This window comes from Streptomyces sp. NPDC034085, from assembly GCF_055575555.1.
Genome location: NZ_JBVISL010000006.1, coordinates 24,965 through 41,955, shown reverse-complemented (window position 1 = coordinate 41,955; position 16,991 = coordinate 24,965). Strand labels below are relative to the sequence as shown.

17 protein-coding genes are annotated in these 16,991 nt (G+C 73.9%); 3 read left to right on the top strand and 14 right to left on the bottom strand.

What is annotated here, in order from left to right:
• Positions 1-3: 3 nt before the first annotated feature.
• Both cmk and ACZ501_RS21485 read right to left on the bottom strand, forming a co-directional pair.
• On the bottom strand, positions 4-705 hold the full coding sequence (cmk, locus tag ACZ501_RS21490; protein WP_361608024.1) for a (d)CMP kinase: 702 nt from the start codon (positions 703-705) through the stop codon (positions 4-6).
• A 153-nt stretch (positions 706-858) separates the two neighbouring features.
• Complete coding sequence (locus ACZ501_RS21485; RefSeq protein ID WP_361608027.1) at positions 859-1,947, bottom strand: prephenate dehydrogenase; 1,089 nt, start codon at positions 1,945-1,947, stop codon at positions 859-861.
• Between the two features lie 214 nt (positions 1,948-2,161).
• On the opposite strand from ACZ501_RS21485, the gene ACZ501_RS21480 reads away from it, so the two are divergent.
• From ACZ501_RS21480 to ACZ501_RS21470, 3 genes are all read left to right on the top strand, one after another.
• Entirely contained in the window at positions 2,162-2,497 is a 336-nt protein-coding gene (locus ACZ501_RS21480; protein WP_361608030.1) for a DUF952 domain-containing protein, read from the top strand.
• Between the two features lie 86 nt (positions 2,498-2,583).
• On the top strand, positions 2,584-3,042 hold the full coding sequence (locus ACZ501_RS21475) for a Rieske (2Fe-2S) protein (protein WP_361608033.1): 459 nt from the start codon (positions 2,584-2,586) through the stop codon (positions 3,040-3,042).
• Between the two features lie 28 nt (positions 3,043-3,070).
• Positions 3,071-3,751, top strand: a complete 681-nt coding sequence (locus tag ACZ501_RS21470) for a nucleotidyltransferase domain-containing protein (RefSeq protein WP_361608036.1) — start codon at positions 3,071-3,073, stop codon at positions 3,749-3,751.
• Between the two features lies 1 nt (position 3,752).
• Here the strand turns inward: ACZ501_RS21470 and ACZ501_RS21465 are convergent, their stop codons facing one another.
• The 12 genes from ACZ501_RS21465 to ACZ501_RS21410 all read right to left on the bottom strand — a co-directional run bounded on the left by ACZ501_RS21465 (position 3,753) and on the right by ACZ501_RS21410 (position 16,929).
• Complete coding sequence (locus tag ACZ501_RS21465; RefSeq protein ID WP_468797358.1) at positions 3,753-4,769, bottom strand: ADP-ribosylglycohydrolase family protein; 1,017 nt, start codon at positions 4,767-4,769, stop codon at positions 3,753-3,755.
• Positions 4,766-5,533, bottom strand: coding sequence for an NUDIX hydrolase (locus ACZ501_RS21460; protein ID WP_361608042.1), 768 nt, complete (start codon positions 5,531-5,533; stop codon positions 4,766-4,768). The genes ACZ501_RS21465 and ACZ501_RS21460 overlap by 4 nt, the downstream gene beginning before the upstream one ends.
• Positions 5,530-6,618, bottom strand: a complete 1,089-nt coding sequence (locus ACZ501_RS21455) for an AAA family ATPase (RefSeq protein ID WP_468797356.1) — start codon at positions 6,616-6,618, stop codon at positions 5,530-5,532. Before ACZ501_RS21455 ends, ACZ501_RS21460 begins: the two co-directional genes overlap by 4 nt.
• Entirely contained in the window at positions 6,615-7,223 is a 609-nt protein-coding gene (pnuC, locus tag ACZ501_RS21450; RefSeq protein ID WP_468797354.1) for a nicotinamide riboside transporter PnuC, read from the bottom strand. The genes ACZ501_RS21455 and pnuC overlap by 4 nt, the downstream gene beginning before the upstream one ends.
• 141 nt (positions 7,224-7,364) lie before the next feature.
• A complete protein-coding gene (locus ACZ501_RS21445) occupies positions 7,365-8,627 on the bottom strand; it encodes a pseudouridine synthase (protein ID WP_468797352.1) in 1,263 nt (420 codons plus the stop codon).
• Positions 8,627-9,247 carry an SMC-Scp complex subunit ScpB gene (scpB, locus tag ACZ501_RS21440; RefSeq protein ID WP_362462360.1) on the bottom strand — a complete coding sequence of 207 codons (621 nt, stop codon included), beginning with the start codon at positions 9,245-9,247 and terminating at the stop codon, positions 8,627-8,629. The genes ACZ501_RS21445 and scpB overlap by 1 nt, the downstream gene beginning before the upstream one ends.
• Complete coding sequence (locus ACZ501_RS21435) at positions 9,244-10,446, bottom strand: segregation and condensation protein A (protein ID WP_468797350.1); 1,203 nt, start codon at positions 10,444-10,446, stop codon at positions 9,244-9,246. The genes scpB and ACZ501_RS21435 overlap by 4 nt, the downstream gene beginning before the upstream one ends.
• Before the next feature lie 432 nt (positions 10,447-10,878).
• Positions 10,879-11,382, bottom strand: a complete 504-nt coding sequence (locus tag ACZ501_RS21430; RefSeq protein ID WP_468797348.1) for a hypothetical protein — start codon at positions 11,380-11,382, stop codon at positions 10,879-10,881.
• On the bottom strand, positions 11,367-12,527 hold the full coding sequence (locus ACZ501_RS21425) for a ParA family protein (RefSeq protein ID WP_125604141.1): 1,161 nt from the start codon (positions 12,525-12,527) through the stop codon (positions 11,367-11,369). Before ACZ501_RS21425 ends, ACZ501_RS21430 begins: the two co-directional genes overlap by 16 nt.
• A gap of 326 nt (positions 12,528-12,853) precedes the next feature.
• Positions 12,854-13,969, bottom strand: coding sequence for an alanine dehydrogenase (gene ald / locus ACZ501_RS21420; protein WP_468797346.1), 1,116 nt, complete (start codon positions 13,967-13,969; stop codon positions 12,854-12,856).
• A gap of 152 nt (positions 13,970-14,121) precedes the next feature.
• Positions 14,122-16,092: a tetratricopeptide repeat protein gene (locus tag ACZ501_RS21415; protein WP_468797344.1), complete on the bottom strand. Its 1,971-nt coding sequence runs from the start codon at positions 16,090-16,092 to the stop codon at positions 14,122-14,124.
• Between the two features lie 198 nt (positions 16,093-16,290).
• Positions 16,291-16,929, bottom strand: coding sequence for an NUDIX hydrolase (locus tag ACZ501_RS21410; RefSeq protein WP_361605874.1), 639 nt, complete (start codon positions 16,927-16,929; stop codon positions 16,291-16,293).
• Positions 16,930-16,991 lie beyond the last annotated feature (62 nt).

The following is a 16,991-nucleotide window of genomic DNA, read 5'->3' as shown; positions in this document are numbered from 1 at the left end:
CGCTCACGCGCTCCGCCGCTCTTCCACCAGGGTGACCACGCACTCGATCACCTGGTCGAGGGTGAGTTCGGTGGTGTCGACCTCGACGGCGTCGTCGGCCTTGGCCAGCGGGGAGGTCTTGCGGCCCGAGTCGGCCGCGTCCCGCTTGATCAGCGCCTCCTTGGTGGCCGCGAGGTCGCGGGCCTCCTTGCCGCGCAGCTCACCGCTGCGGCGGGCGGCGCGGGCCTCGGGCGAGGCCGTCAGGAAGATCTTGAGGTCGGCGTCGGGCAGGACGGTGGTGCCGATGTCCCGGCCCTCGACCACGATGCCCTCGCCCTCCTCGGCCGCCTCGGCGGCGATGGAGCGCTGGAGGCCGGTGATCAGGGTGCGCACCTCGGGGACGGCGCTGACGGCGCTGACCTTGGAGGTGACCTCCTGGGTGCGGATCGGGCCGGAGGCGTCCAGGCCGTCCACCGTGATGGTGGGGGCGGCCGGGTCCGTGCCGGAGACGATGGCCGGCTTGCCGGCGGCGAGGGCGATCGCCTGCGGGTCGTCGGTGTCGACGCCGTTGGTGATCATCCACCAGGTGATGGCCCGGTACTGGGCACCGGTGTCCAGGTAGCGCAGCCCGAGCTTGGCGGCCACGGCCTTGGAGGTGCTGGACTTGCCCGTGCCGGAGGGACCGTCGATGGCGACGATCACGGCGGACGGAGCTGCGGTTTCCACGGTGCGGGCACCTTCCTGGTTGCGCGTACGTGTGCGGGCGCGCCAAAAGCGCCCCCGCACCAGGTTACCGGCCCCCGGCACCCGCCGTTCCCGGCCGTCGCCCGGCGGGCCCGGCGGCCGGGCGGGCGGCGGGTCGCCCCGGTCGGTCGCCGGTCACTGCTGCCTGAGCGCCCAGCCCCGCTCGCGCAGCTCGGCGGTCAGGGCGGGGACGGCCCTCGGCTCGACCATGAGCTGCACCAGGCCCGCCTGCTGGCCCGTCGCGTGCTCGATCCGTACGTCCTCGATGTTGACCCCGGCCCGGCCGGCGTCGGCGAAGATCCGCGCCAGCTCGCCCGGCTTGTCGCTGATGAACACCCCGACCGTCTCGTACGCCATGGGCGCCGCGCCGTGCTTGCCGGGGACGCGGACCCGGCCCGCGTTGCCGCGCTTGAGGACGTCCTCGATGCCCGCCGCACCGCCCCTGCGCTTGGCCTCGTCGGCGGACTGGAGGCCGCGCAGCGCCTCCACGGTCTCCTCCAGGTCGGCTGCGATGCCGGCGAGGACGTCGGCCACCGGCCCGGGGTTGGCAGACAGGATCTCCACCCACATCCGCGGGTCGGAGGCCGCGATCCGGGTCACGTCCCGGATGCCCTGACCGCACAGCCGTACGGCCGTCTCGTCCGCGTCCTCCAGGCGGGCCGCGACCATGCTGGACACCAGCTGCGGGGTGTGCGAGACCAGCGCCACCGCCCGGTCGTGCGCGTCGGCGTCCATCACCACGGGGACGGCCCGGCACAGGGCGACGAGCTCGAGGGCGAGGTTGAGCACCTCGTGGTCGGTCTCCCGGGTCGGGGTCAGCACCCAGGGCCGCCCCTCGAACAGGTCGGCCGTCGCCGCCAGCGGCCCCGAGCGCTCCTTGCCGGCCATGGGGTGGGTGCCGATGTAGGCGGAGGTGTCGGCGCCCAGCGCGGCCAGCTCCCGCCGCGGGCCGCCCTTGACGCTGGCCACGTCCACGTAGGCCCGGGCCAGCCCGCGTCCGATGGCGTCGGCCAGCGCGGCGGCCACGTGGGCCGGGGGTACGGCGACGACCGCGAGGTCGACCTGGCCCTCGGGGGCCTCGTCGGTGCCGGCGCCCAGGGCGGCGGCGGTGCGGGCCTGCGCCGGGTCGTGGTCGACGAGGTGCACGTGGACCCCCCGGGCGGTCAGGGCGAGCGCCGCGGAGGTGCCGATCAGTCCGGTTCCGATGACGACGGCGGTTCTCACGGGGCGCTCCAAGGGGATCACGTAACGGCTGGGCCTGACTCAGGGTAGCCAGCCGTACGCCCTGAGGCCCCGGCGGTCCGCCCTGTGGACGGGCGCCGGTCCCTCGGAGCGGGCCCGCGGGGCCGGGAGCCGGTGATGACAATGTCGCCCGGACCGCCCCCGTGCCGCCAGTCGGCGGGCGGCCGTACGGCGCGGGTGCGGTAGAACCGGCGGCATGATCTTCCACATCGTCGCGCTCGCCGACTGGAGTGCCGCTCCCGGATCCCCGTACGCTCCCGGCTCGCTCGCGGCCGAGGGCTTCGTGCACTGCTCGGCGGACCGGCCCACCGTGCTCGCCATCGCGCAGGCCCGCTACCGGGAGACGCCCGGCACCCTGCTCGCCGTGGAGCTCGACGAGTCCGCCCTGGCGGCGGAGGTCCGCCGGACGGGTCCCGGCGACCCGTACCCGCACGTCCACGGGCCGTTGAACCGGGACGCCGTGGTGCGCGTGTGGGAGGTCGTACGCAGCCCCGGCGGCCCGGCGGACCTGGTCCCCTGGCAGCCGGTGTGAGACGAGACGGTGTGGCGGGTTCTCCTGGGGCCCGCCGCACGCCAGGATGCACCTCGCCATCCCGGCCACCCAGCAAGGAGCCCCGCATGACCGATTCGCACACCGCCCGGCGCACGGTACTCGCCGCCGGAGCCGCGGCCCTGGCGGGCGGCACCCTCGCCGCCTGCGGGTCCGACACGGACGCACCCTCCACCGGGTCCGGCAACGCGTCCGCCCCGTCCCCGCAGACGGGGGGTTCCTCGCCGGGCACGGCGGCGCAGCCGCTGCTGAAGTCCTCGGAGGTGCCGGTCGGCGGCGGCACGGTCCTCAAGGACCAGAAGCTGGTGGTCACCCAGCCGACGGCCGGCTCCTTCCGCTGCTTCACGGCGGTGTGCACGCACCAGGGCTGCCTGGTGAACAAGGTCGCGGACGGCACCATCGACTGCCCCTGCCACGGCAGCAGGTTCAAGGCCACGGACGGGGCGGTGACCCACGGGCCGGCGACCAAGCCGCTCGAGGAGAAGAAGATCACCGTGTCGCCGGAGGGGGAAATCTCGCTCGCCTAGCCGGCGCCCGGCCGCCTACCCTCCCGGGATGGACGACCTGACCCTGGTACGGGACCACACGATCTACGCCTGTGTGATGGGCTCCCGCGCCTTCGGGCTGGCCACGGGGGCGAGCGACACCGACCGGCGCGGTGTCTTCCTCGCCCCCACGCCGCTCTTCTGGCGGTTCGAGAAGCCGCCGACCCATGTCGAGGGGCCCCGGGAGGAGGAGTTCTCCTGGGAGCTGGAGCGCTTCTGCGAGCTGGCCCTGCGGGCCAACCCGAACATCCTGGAGTGCCTGCACTCGCCGCTGGTGGAGCGGATCACGCCGGTCGGCGAGGAACTCCTGTCGCTGCGCGGGGCCTTCCTCTCCCGCCGCGCCCACACCACCTTCAGCCGCTACGCGGTCTCCCAGCACCGCAAACTCGTCGCGGACGTCCGCCTGCACGGCGCCCCGCGCTGGAAGCACGCCATGCACCTGCTGCGCCTGCTCGCCTCCTGCCGCGACCTGCTGCGCACGGGCCGCCTCACGATCGACGCGGGCCCCGACCGCGAGCGGCTCCTCGCGGTCAGGCGCGGCGAGCTCTCCTGGGAGGAGACCGACGCGTGGATGACCCGCCTCACGGCGGAGGCCGACGCGGCCCTCTCCTCCACCCCCCTGCCCGCCGAACCGGACCGCGCCCGCGTCACGGACTTCCTCCACCGCACCCGCCGCGCCTCGGCGACCTAGGTCACGCGTCCCAGAGGGCGCCGAAGGCCAGGAGTTCCTCGCGGTACTCGATGCGGCCCTCCCAGTCGCCGGGCCAGACGTCCGCCCCGAGGTGGGCGCCCGCGAAGGCCCCGGCCAGGCAGGCGAGGGAGTCGGAGTCGCCGGCCGTGCAGGCCGCGCGGCGCAGGGCCAGGAGGGGTTCGTCCGGGAACAGCAGGAAGCACTGGAGGGCCGTGGCCAGGGCCTCCTCCGCGATCCAGCCCTCACCGGTGGTCAGGCAGGGGTCGGTCTCCGGCGAGGGGTCGCGCAGGGCGGCCGCGAGGCGGTCCAGGACCGCCAGGCACTCGTCCCAGCCCCGGGCGATGAAGGACTCCGGCGAGGCGTCGGAGGCGGTGCGCATCCACAGGTCGCCGAGCCAGCGCTCGTGGTAGCGGGTGCGGTTCTCCAAGGCGTACGAGCGCAGCCGCCCGACCAGGCCGGTCACCTCGGCGCCCTGCGCGAGGAGGTGCACGGCGCGCGCGGTCAGGTCGGAGGCGGCCAGGGCGGTGGGGTGGCCGTGGGTGAGGGCCGACTGGAGCTGGGCGGCGCCCGCGCGCTCCTCGTCGCTCCAGCCGGGGACCAGGCCCACCGGCACCACCCGCATGTTGGCGCCGCAGCCCTTGGAGCCGGTCTGGCTGGCGTCCCGCCAGTCCCGCCGCGGGTCGTCGAGCAGGTTGCAGGCCACCAGGCAGGTGCGGCCGGGGGCGCGGTTGTTCTCCGGGGAGTGGTACCAGTCGACGAACTCCTCGCGGACCGGCCGGGTCAGCCGCAGCGGCCCGACCGGGCCCCGCTCGGCGGCGGTCCGTATGCCGCGCGCCAGCGCCAGGGTCATCTGGGTGTCGTCGGTGACGATCGCGGGGCGGGGCAGCGGCATCTGACGCCACGGGCCCGTCTTGGCGAGGATCGACGGGACGTCGCGGAACTCCGTCGGGAAGCCGAGGGCGTCGCCGAGGGCCAGGCCGATGAGGGCGCCCGTCGCGGCGCGCTTGGTGGCGGTCACAGGAGGGGTCCTTCCGAGGGGCGGAGCAGGGGCGGGTGGAGGGTGGTCGCCGGGCCGGCCCGGTAGAGCGCGGCGGGTTTGCCGCGGCCGCCGGTCAGCCGTGCGGCTCCGGGCACGGCTTGGACGAAGCCGGGCGTGGCGAGCACCTTGCGGCGGAAGTTGGGGCGGTCCAGGGTGGTGCCCCAGACCGTCTCGTAGACGGTCTGGAGCTCGCCGAGGGTGAACTCGGGCGGGCAGAAGGCGGTGGCCAGGCAGGTGTACTCCAGCTTCGAGCCCACCCGCTGCCGGGCGTCCGCCAGGATCAGCCCGTGGTCGAAGGCGAGCTCCGCGGCCTCCCCGACCGGCACCCACCGGGCCCCGTCGGCGTCCCCGCCGCCCGCCTCGGCCGGTTCCGGCATGTCGGGGACCAGGGCGGTGAAGGCCACCGACACCACCCGCATCCGGGGGTCCCGGTCCGGTTCGCTGTAGGTGCGCAGCTGCTCCAGGTGCAGGGCGGCGACCAGTTCGGGCGGCAGGCCGGTCTCCTCGGCCAGCTCGCGGCGGGCGGCCGTCTCGGCGGACTCCCGGGGCAGGACGAAGCCGCCGGGGAGCGCCCAGGCGCCGGCGTACGGTTCCTGGCCGCGCCGGATCAGCAGGACGTGCAGGGCGCCTGCGCGCACGGTGAGGACGGCGAGGTCGACGGTCACCGCGAAGGGGGCGAAGGCGTACGGGTCGTAGGGCGCGGCTCCGCCACCGGCGTCCGGGCCGCCCGGCCGCGCGCTCACCGCCGCTCCGGGAGGGGCGCGGAGAAGTGCCAGCCCTCGGCCAGCAGGCCGTCGACGGCCGCGACGGCCGTCTCCAGCCGGGCCCGCCGGTCCCCCCTCACGAGCAGGAAGCGCCTGCCGGTGCGGGCGAGCTCCCGGTGGAAGCGGGCGGTCATCCACGGTCGGAGCTCCGGCCCGTCGCGCAGCCCGTCGTCCTCGAAGGGCACCCCCTCGTGGTCCGTCAGCAGGTACAGGTCCCGGGGGCGGCGGGCGGCGATCCGTTCGACCTGCGGGTTGCGGCCGCCCAGGTAGCGCTCGTGCCAGATGCCGGTGGCGAAGGAGTCGGTGTCGCAGAAGAGCACCGGCGAGCCGAGCCGGGCGGCCCGTTCCTCCGCCTCGTCCTGGCGGTTGGCGATCACGGGGAACTCCGGCGAGGTGAAGGACACGTCCTCCCACGAGGCCGCCGGGTCGGCCGCGCGGGCCGCCGCGAGCTTCTCCTCGCTGTACCGGCGCCCGTACTCGGCGACCCAGCCCGTCTTGGCCCATACGCCGCCGCGCCGCCGGTAGTGCGCGGCCAGCTCCCGCGAGAGGGTGGTGGTGCCGGTGGACTCGGCGCCCAGGACGACGATCCGCCGGGTCAGGGCGGCCCGTACGCCGGGCCCGAGGAACTCCCAGTGGGCGGCGGGGTCCTCGCGCACGGCGGTCCCCGACACCGGGAAGAGGGTGCGCGCCGGGTCGACGCACACCTCCTCGGCGCCGAACCGGCGGGCGAGTTCGCTCCCGTACTCCTCCGAGGTGAACACGGCGTCCACGCGCCGGCCCACCGCGCTGCGGAAGATCGTCATGTGCGCCTCCCAGATGCCCGGGTCGTGCAGGTCGACGGGGACGTCGTCGACCGCGCCGACCACCTGAGCGCCGGGGTGCTCCTCGCGCATCCAGGCGACCCGGTCGGCGAGCGGCACCGACTCGACGGAGGCGGCGCAGACCAGCACGGTCAGCCGCTCGCACTGGTCCTGGGCGGTGCGCACCAGGTGGTGGTGGCCGGCGTGCGGCGGGTAGAACTTGCCCAGCACCAGCCCGTGGCCGTAGCGCTTGCCGCCGCTCACGCCGTCGCCTCCAGGGCCGTACGGGCGCCGCGTGCCGGGAGCGTACGGTGCCAGCCGGCGAGCCCGGCCACGCACAGGGCGAGGAAGCCCGCGTAGAGCACCGAGGTCAGGTAGAGCCCCTTGTAGGCGTAGAGCGGGATGTAGACGAGGTCGGCGGCGATCCACAGCCACCAGGACTCCAGGAGCTTGCGGCACTGCCCGTAGGTGGCCATCAGGGAGAGCCCGGTGGTGAGCGCGTCCCAGAACGGGACCGTGGAATCGCTGACCCGGCCGAGCAGCAGGGTGAGGGCGGCGGTCCCCACCGCCCCCGCCACCAGCAGCCAGGCCCATTCGGCGCGGGTGGTGCGGCGCACCGGCAGGGCTTCGGAGGTTCCTGGTCCACCCCCGTGGGTCCAGGACCACCAGCCGTAGGCGGCGAGGGCGATGAAGACGATCTGGAGCCCGGCGTCGGCGTAGAGGCCCGCCTGGGCGAACAGCACGATGAAGAAGAGGTTGTTGGCGATCCCCACCGGCCAGTTGGCGATGTGCTGCCGGGCCACCAGCCAGACGCAGACGGCGCCCGTGGCGAAGCCGAGGATCTCGGTCCAGCTCGTGTTCCAGCCCATGAAGGCCCCCCGCTCCCTTTAATAGTCATCCTGACTATAAACAGGGATGACGGCGTCGGGCAAGGGAGTGGGAGCGGCCGGAAACGCGGAAGCCCGCAGTGCCGGGGGCACTGCGGGCTTCCGGGTGAGGGACGGGAGCGGCTAGAGGCCGACCTCGCGCATGAGCATGCCGACCTCGGTGTTGGTCAGGCGGCGCAGCCAGCCGGACTTCTGGTCGCCCAGCTCGATCGGGCCGAAGGAGGTCCGTACGAGCTTCTCGACCGGGAAACCGGCCTCGGCCAGCATGCGGCGGACGATGTGCTTGCGGCCCTCGTGCAGGGTCACCTCGACCATGTAGTTCTTGCCGACCTGGTCGAGGACGCGGAAGTTGTCGGCGCGGGCCCAGCCGTCCTCCAGCTCGATGCCCTCCTTGAGCCGCTTGCCGATGTCACGCGGCAGCGAGCCGGTGATCGCGGCGACGTAGGTCTTCTTCACGCCGTACTTGGGGTGCGTGAGGCGGTGGGCCAGCTCACCGTGGTTGGTGAGGAGGATGATGCCCTCGGTCTCGGTGTCGAGCCGGCCGACGTGGAAGAGGCGGGTCTCCCGGTTGGTGACGTAGTCACCGAGGCACTGGCGGCCGTCCGGGTCCTCCATGGTGGAGACGACGCCGGCGGGCTTGTTGAGGGCGAAGAACAGGAACGACTGGGTGGCGACCGTCAGGCCGTCCACCTTGATCTCGTCCTTCGGCTGGACGCGCTTGCCCTGCTCCAGCACGATCTCGCCGTTGACCTCGACGCGGGCCTGCTCGATGAGCTCCTCGCAGGCGCGGCGCGAACCCATGCCCGCCCGGGCCAGCACCTTCTGCAGGCGCTCCCCCTCCTCCTCGGCGCCCGGGAAGGTCTTCGGGGTCTTGATCACGGGCTTGTCGGCGTACCGGTCGCGCACGCGCTCCTCGATCCGCGCGTCCAGCTCGCGGGGGCGCGACTGGCCGCTACGACTGCCCGGGCCGCGGCGCGGGCCGCCGGCCCCGCCGATACCGGGGGTGCGGGAGGTCTTGGGGCCGCCCTTGGCCCCGCCGCGGGCCGCCGCGCCGCGGGCGCCGCGGGTGCGCTCGCCCTCGGGGCCCACGTCGTAGCGGCGCTCCTCGGGGCGGGGGTTGCGGGGCCGCTGGGGCGCCTGGTCGCGGTCCCGGTCGCGGCCGCGCGCGTCGGAGCCGCCGCCCTGGTACCCGCCGGAGGAGCTGCCGCCGCGGGAGCCGCCGCCGCCGGAGGAGCCGCCACCGCGGTGGCCACCGCCTCCGCCGGAGGAGCTGCCGCCGCGGTAGCCACCGCCGCCGGAGCTGCCGCCGCGGGAGCCACCGCGTCCGCCGCCACCGCCGCCGCTGTTCCTGTTGCCGCCACCGTTGCCGTTGCCGCTGCTTCGCATCAAAGTTCCGTCGTCTTGTCGTCGTCTACGTCAGTGTCCGGTGCGTCCGGATCGAACGACGGCACACCTTCTTGCGTCTCGGCTTCGATCGCGTCCGCCTCGGGGAGGAAGGGCGCGAGCTCCGGGAGCTCGTCCAGGCCACGCAGGCCCATCCGCTCCAGAAAGTAGTTCGTCGTCCTGTACAGGATCGCACCTGTTTCGGGTTCCGTCCCCGCCTCGGCCACCAGACCCCGCTGGAGCAGGGTCCGCATGACCCCGTCACAGTTGACTCCGCGGACCGCCGAGACCCGCGAACGGCTCACCGGCTGGCGGTACGCGACCACCGCCAGCGTCTCCAGGGCCGCCTGGGTGAGCCGGGCCTGCTGCCCGTCCAGGACGAAGGCCTCCACGGCGGCCGCGTACTCGGGCCGGGTGTAGAACCGCCAGCCCCCGGCGACCAGCCGCAGCTCGAAGCCGCGGCGCTGCGCGGTGTACTCGTCGGCGAGGGCGGCGAGGGCGCCGGCGACCTCGCGCGGGGTGCGCGCGAGCACCTTGGCGAGGTGCTCGACGGTCGCGGGCTCGTCCACCACCATCAGGACGGCTTCCAGCGCCCCCTTCAGCTCCAGCTCCGCCGGGCTCATCCCGCCACCTCCACGACGTGGTCGAACTCATCGGTCACCCTCGGCATCCCGTCGCCGTCCCCGCCGCACCAGCGCACGGTGAGGGTGAGCAGGGCGTCTTCCTGGTCGAGGGTGACGGCCTTCTCCCGGTACAGCTCCAGCAGCGCCAGGAAGCGGGCGACGACGGTGAGGGTGTCCGCGGCGTCCTCGGTCAGCTCCTGGAACGTCGCCTCGCCGCGCGTCTTCAGCAGCCGTACGACGTGCCCGGCCTGCTCCCGCACGCTGACGAGGGGGGCGTGGATGTGGTCGACATACACCTGCGGCGCGGCCTTGGGCTGCATGGCGCGCACGGCGAGGCGGGCGAAGCCGTCGGCGCCGATGCTGATGACGACGTCGGGCAGCAGGTCGGCGTGGTGCGGCTCCAGCCCGACGGTGCGCGGGAAGCGCCGCCCCTCGGCTTCGGCGCGGTCCTGGAAGATCGCGGCGATCTGCTTGTACGCCTTGTACTGGAGCAGCCGGGCGAAGAGCAGGTCGCGGGCCTCCAGCAGGGCCAGGTCGGCCTCGTCCTCGACCTCGGCGGCGGGCAGCAGCCGGGCGGTCTTCAGGTCGAGCAGGGTCGCGGCGACGACGAGGAACTCGGTGGTCTGGTCGAGGTCCCAGTCGGGGCCCATGGCGCGGATGTGCGCCATGAACTCGTCGGTGACCTTGGACAGGGCGACCTCGGTGACGTCGAGCTTGTGCCGGGAGATCAGCTGGAGCAGCAGGTCGAAGGGGCCCTCGAAGTTGTCGAGCCGCAGCGTGAACCGCCCGTCACCCGCACCGGCCACCGCCGTCGCCGCCCCGGGACCCGCCGCCGCACCGACCCCCGCCGGAGCCGATAGGACGCCTGCCGGGCCGTCGACGGCCCCGGGGCCCGGTCCGGGACCTGCCCCACCGACTGCCGGGGCCGGCGCGGGTTCTGCGGGCCCGGCTGCCGGGGCCGGAACGGGGTCTGCCCCGCCGGCTGCCGGGGCCGGTGCGGGTGCTGCGGGCCCGTCGGCCGTGGGAGCCGGTACGGGCGCAGTGCCCGCTTCAGGGTCCGTGGAAGGGGTGCGGGGCTCCGGCCCGCCCGTCGGCGGGGTGCGGGCCCCAGGAGGGGCTCCAGCGGGCTCCTGGGCCGCCCCTGGGCCCCGGCCGAGGCTCCGCCGGGCGGGGCGGGCGGTGTCTTCGTACGGGGGCATCGCGGTCCAGGGTGGTACGGGAGTCGGCCGGGCGGCCACCAGCAGCCTAGGGCCTGCGCGGCCGACCGCGGGGACGCCGCTGCGCGGTGCCGGTCCCCTACCCGCCCTTCCCCCGTTCCCTGGGGCTCCGCCCCAGACCCCGCGCCTCAAACGCCGGCGGGGCTGGATGCGCCGAGCCCGGCCCGGACCTGTCGCGGCGCCTGGAGTGCGCGCAGCGCACTTCCAGCCCCGCCGGCGCTTGAGGCGAGAACGGGTGAAGGGCGGGGAGGGGCCAGGCCCGCGCAGCGGAGAACCACCCGCACCCGGACTGCCGGCCCGGCCACCCGAACCGGCCCTCCCCCGCGTCCGACCGCCGGAGGCCGGCGCAGCGGCGCGAAGCCGGGGAGGCCGCCCGCGGCCGAGTCGCGCGAGCGGCGCGTCAAGAAGGGGGGCTCAGCGGCCGCGGAGACGGCGGACCAGGATGCTGGCGTCGCCGCGGGACTCCAGGTCCGCGAGGACCACCGCCACCGCCTCGCGCACGATGCGGCCGCGGTCCACCGCGAGGCCGTGCTCACCGCGGAGCACCAGCCGGGCGTGCTCCAGGTCCATGAGCTCCTCCGCGGAGACGTAGACCGTGATCTTCTCGTCGTGCCGCTCCCGCCCGCTCGGCCGCCGGTTCGCACCCCGGCCCTGGGCCTTGCCGCCCGCCCGAGGGGCCGCGCCGGCAGAACCTTCCTGCGGCCTGCGCTGCGTGCCCACCGCCGGCTCGGCGGCCGCCCGGCCGCGGGCGTCCCCCGTGGTCCGCGTCGTGCCGTCCGCCGGTGCGGCCGCGTGCTCCGTGCTCCCGGCCGCCGGCGCCTCCTCGGCGCCCCGCCGCGGCGAGGACGACTGGAGGGCCGTCCCCCCGGTCGTACGGAACAGTTCGTCGGCTCCGGGCAGACTCACTCGGCGGGACACCGGGCGAGCACCTCCCTGGCCAGCTGGCGGTAGGCGGCGGCGCCGACGGAGTTGGACGCGTACGTGGTGATCGGCTCGCCGGCGACCGTGGTCTCCGGGAAGCGCACCGTCCGGCCGATGACCGTGTGGTAGACGTGGTCGTCGAAGGCCTCGACCACCCGCGCCAGCACCTCGCGGCTGTGCACCGTACGGGAGTCGTACATGGTGGCCAGGATGCCGTCGAGCTCCAGCTCCGGGTTGAGCCGCTCCTGCACCTTCTCGATGGTCTCGGTCAGCAGCGCCACACCGCGCAGCGCGAAGAACTCGCACTCCAGCGGGACGATGACCTTGTGAGCCGCCGTCAGGGCGTTCACGGTCAGCAGGCCGAGCGAGGGCTGACAGTCGATCACGATGTAGTCGTAGTCGGCCATCAGGGGCTTCAGCGCCCGCTGGAGCGTCGACTCGCGCGCGACCTCGCTGACCAGCTGCACCTCGGCGGCGGACAGGTCGATGTTGCTCGGCAGCAGGTCCATGTTGGGGACCGCGGTCTTGAGCAGCACCTCGTCGGCCGACATGCCCCGCTCCATGAGCAGGTTGTAGACCGTCAGGTCGAGTTCCATCGGGTTCACGCCGAGGCCCACGGACAGCGCGCCCTGCGGGTCGAAGTCGACGAGCAGCACGCGGCGCCCGTACTCGGCGAGCGCGGCACCCAGGTTGATGGTCGACGTGGTCTTGCCGACGCCGCCCTTCTGGTTGCACATCGCGATGATCTTCGCCGGACCGTGGTCGGTCAGCGGACCCGGGATCGGGAAGTACGGCAGCGGACGTCCGGTCGGGCCGATCCGCTCGCGGCGCTGGCGGGCAGCGTCGGGGGCGAGGGTGGCCGCGTACTCGGGGTCGGGCTCGTACTCCGCGTCGGGGTCGTAGAAGTGCCCCTCGGGCACCTGGTCGTAGTCGGCGAAACCAATGGGCGTATCGCCACCGTGGTCGCCGGCCGTGGAGTTCACGTCTAGGCCGTCCATGCTCTTTTGAGGCGTCGTCATGTGCTGGTGGTTTGCGAAGGTGCGGACCGCGACGGAGCCGACAGCTTCCAGCCCGGCAGGACCCTGTCCCCGCTCAGGCGTCCCTGCTCGACCACCTCCAGGAGCAAATGTCGACTCATTCACAAGTCGTCTTACCTCCTCGGACGTGACCAGGACACTTATCGATAGGTCAGCGTTGCACCATGCCGACGGTTGGCGACTCTATGGCGTGTCACCGCCCAGCGGCAACACAATCCACCGGACCCGGCACGATGTGTCGGCAACCGAACACCACTCTGTCAAGGGCGTGCGCGCTGTCACTGCGAAGTTTCGCAGGTGTGCGAAAGGGTTAAAGGGTTACGTTCGAGGCGAGTTGAGGGGGCTCCGCGGGCGGCCCGCGAACGCGTCCGGCCGGACCTTGCGGGCAAGGTCCGGCCGGATACGTGAGATTGACGTCAGTCGTTGACGGTTCAGCCGATGAGCGTGCTGATCTCGACGGACTCGAGGCCGTGGGCCTCGGCGACGGGGCCGTAAACGACCTTGCCGTCATGGGTGTTGAGGCCCAGGGCGAGGGCGGCGTCGCGACGCAGCGCCTCGGCCCAGCCGAGGTTCGCGAGCTGCACGATGTAGGGCAGGGTCGCGTTCGTCAGGGCGTAGGTGGAGGTGTTCGGCACCGCACCCGGCATGTTGGCGACGCAGTAGAAGACCGAGTTGTGGACCTGGAAGGTCGGCTCGGCGTGGGTGGTCGGACGGGAGTCCTCGAAGCAGCCGCCCTGGTCGATCGCAATGTCGACAAGGACACTTCCGGGCTTCATCTTGGCGACGAGCTCGTTGGTGACCAGCTTCGGGGCCTTCGCACCCGGGATCAGCACCGCGCCGATGACGAGGTCGGCCTCGACGACGGCCTTCTCCAGCTCGTAGGCGTTGGAGACGATCGTCTTGATCTTCGTGCCGAAGATCTTGTCGGCCTCGCGGAGCTTGTTGATGTCGCGGTCGAGCAGGGTCACGTGGAAGCCCATGCCGATGGCGATCTGCGCGGCGTTCCAGCCGGAGACGCCGCCGCCGATGACCACGCACTCGCCGGCGTGGGTGCCGGGGACGCCGCCGGGCAGGACGCCGCGGCCGCCGGCCGAGCGCATCAGGTGGTAGGCGCCGACCTGCGGGGCCAGGCGGCCCGCGACCTCGGACATCGGGGCGAGCAGCGGCAGCGCGCGGTTGGCGAGCTCGACCGTCTCGTACGCGATGGCGGTGGTGCCGGAGGCGAGGAGCGCGTCCGTGCACTCGCGGGAGGCCGCGAGGTGCAGGTAGGTGAAGAGGGTCTGGTCCTTGCGGAGGCGGTGGTACTCCTCCGCGATGGGCTCCTTGACCTTCAGCAGCAGGTCCGCGGTCGCCCAGACCTCGTCGGCGGTACCGAGGATCTCGGCGCCGGCGGCGACGTACTCGGCGTCCGTGATCGAGGAGCCGACACCGGCGTTCTGCTCGATGAAGACCTGGTGGCCGTTGCGGACCAGCTCATGCACGCCGGCGGGCGTGATGGCGACCCGGAACTCGTTGTTCTTGACCTCGCGGGGGATGCCGACCTTCATCGTCGATCACGGTCCTTGGCTCAGGGGATATTACGGGGCACTTCCATACATACCCGCCCACAAGAACGCGCAACGGGATGCACCACGGAATGACGTGGTGAAGCCAGTCTAATGAAGGATGAAGCTCTGTCTAGCCTTGCAAACCAATAATTTCAGTCGGACACACTACGGATTTCGCAGGCTACGGGGTCGTCTCCCAGCAATCTGTCGGCCGCCGACCGGTGCAGCCTGGCCGCCGCCGGGTCGCCGAGACGGTCCAGCGTGTCGGCCAACCGCACCTGCAGCGCGGCCTGAAGTCGCTGGTCCCCGGCCCGCCGCGCCAGCTCGATGGCCTCGCGGCAGGTGTGCAGGGATTCCTCGGGCCGGCCGGCGTACTCCTGCACCCGTGCCATCTCGCTCAACGCCTTTGCCTGCCCCGGGACATCGGCGAGCCGGCGGTAGCCGGCGGCGGCCGCGCGCCAGCTGCGCAGGGCCTCCCCGTACCGGCCCGCGTAGGTGTGCACGTTGCCGAGCCGGCCGTAGAGCCTGGCCTCGTCCTCCCGCTCCCCCCGGGCCAGTGCGTGGGCCAGGGCGCGGCCGAACCAGTCGGAGGCCCGCGGCCAGTCCGCCAGCTCCTGGTACGCACCCCCTACGGATTCCATCGCGCGGCCCGTCGCGTAGGGGTCGTTCGCCGCCTTTCCCGCGACCAGCGCGGCCCGGTAGCGGCCCAGCGCCTCCCGGGTCCGGCCGGTCGCGGCGTCCAGATCGGCCAGGTTCAGCAGGGCCGCGGCCCGCTCCCGGTGCAGGCCGCGGCGCTCGGCGACGTCCAGGACGAGGCGGTGCAGCCCGTACAGCTCGGGCGCGGCGGCCTCGGTGCCGCGGTGCGCGGCCAGCGCCCGGACCAGGGCGGACACCAGGCGGCGGGCCAGGGTGTCCAGCCCGCCGTCGGCCACGGCCAGCTGCGCGGCGGCGGTCAGCGCGGGCAGCCGGGTGTCCAGCCAGGTGGCGGCGGCGCGCCGGTCGGGGAAGCGCAGGGCGCGGGGCATCGCGTCCAGGTGCTCGCGCAGCTCGTCGTCGTCCTCGCCGGGGTCGGCCGCGGCCCGGCAGGAGGTCAGCAGCCGGACGGTCCGCTCCAGCGTCCGGGCGCGCGCCAGCTGTACCTCCGGGGCCCGCTCCTTGGTTTCGAGCAGGGCCTGGAGGAAGGGCGCGAGGCAGCCGGGGAGCAGGAACATCCCGTCCGGGGCGTGCCGTACGAGGCCCAGCGCGGCGAAGTCCTCCAGCGTGGACTGCGCCGCGGCCACCGAGCAGCCGGCGAGGGCGGAGACGGTGTGCGAGTCGAGGATCCCGGCCGGGGCGAGCGGCAGCAGGTGCAGGGTGCGGCGGGCGGGCTGGGGCAGGGACTCGTAGACGAGCCGGAAGGCGCGGCCCAGCGGGCCGGTGGTGGTGGGGGGCATCTCGTGGAGCTGCTTGGCCAGGTCGGCGACGGCGGCCTTGGGGTGGGCGGCGAGCCAGCCGCCGGCCAGGGCGAGGGCGGCGGGAAGCCCGCCGCACTCCTCGGCGAGGGACTCGGCGGCCCGGGGGTCGACGGTGACGCGGGTGTCGCCGATGAGCCGGGAGAGCAGGCCGACGGCGGAGGGGGGCTCCAGGCCGCCGAGGGTGCAGGGGCGGACGTCCGGGATCCCGGTGAGCGGGCCTTCGGCGGTGACCACGACCAGGCATTCGGGGGTGTCGGGGAGCAGGGCGTCGACCTGGTGCGGGTCGGCGGCGTCGTCGACGAGCAGGATCGCGCGCCGCCCGGACAGCGCCTCCCGCAGGGCCGCGCTCAGGTCGTCCTCGCCGGCCCCGGGCGGGGTGGGTTCCCCGAGCCCTTCGAGCAGGGTCCGCACGGCGCGCTCGGTGGCGACCGGCTCCCCGCCGGGCTGGGTCAGCCGCACCCGGAGCAGGCCGTCGGGGTACTGGTCGGCGACCTCGCGCACGAACGCCTCCGCGAGCGCGGTCCGCCCGGAGCCGGGCCGCCCGGCGACGAGCAGCACCCGCGCGCGGGGCGCCTTCGCCTTGCGGCCCGAGAGGGTGTCGAGCCCGGTCCGGGCGATGTCCTCGCGCAGCTCCTTGAGCTCACGCCGCCGCCCGACGAAATCCGCCACGATCCGCTCCTCTCCCTGCCTCCGGGGTGCTGAGCGTAGTTCACGCAGAGCGACGACCCGTGTGGAGCGCGGCCTACAGATCCCCCAATCGGATCAGCGGATGGGCCTATTTATCATCGCGGCTTCCTCATCGCGGCTACATCGCCGCGGCTTCCTCACCGCGCCGCTCGCGCCGCGCCCCCTCGCGCGCCCAGGCGGTCAGGCCTCGTACGGGCGGGCCGGCCACGGGGCCAGGGCCGGGCGCAGGGAGGCGAAGTCCGGGTCCGAGGCGAGGACCGTCGCCACGGCCAGGACGCCCGCCACCAGCGCCGCGTTCGAGAGGTCGCCCGCCAGGATGCCCCGTACCAGGTCGGGGACCGGCACCCACTCCACTTCCATGTCGGCCTCCTCGGAGGAGGTCTCCGTGTACCGCTCCCCCTCGGCCTCCGAGATGCCCCGCGCGAGGAACACCCGCACCGCCTCGTCGGAGCCGCCGGGCGAGGAGTAGAAGTCGGTCAGCACCCGCCAGTCGTCGGCCTTGACGTACGCCTCCTCGTACAGCTCCCGCTGCGCCGCGCCCAGCGGGTTCTCGCCGGGAACGTCCAGCAGCCCGGCCGGCAGTTCCCACAGCCGGTGCCGCACCGGGTGGCGGTACTGGCGGATCACCAGCACGCGCTCCTGCTCGTCCAGGGCCACCACGCACACCGACCCGGGGTGCACCTGGTAGTCGCGCCGGACGACCGATCCGTCCGGCATCCGCACCTGGTCGGAGGCCACGGCCGTCTTCGCCCCCTCGAACGGCCGCCGCCGCGCCAGCGTCTCCCAGGTCTCGGCCGTGTCCTTGATGACGTTGCCCATGCCCAATGCCCTCCACAACGTGCGACAGCCGGGTACGGATGATCCGTACCCGGCTGCCTACG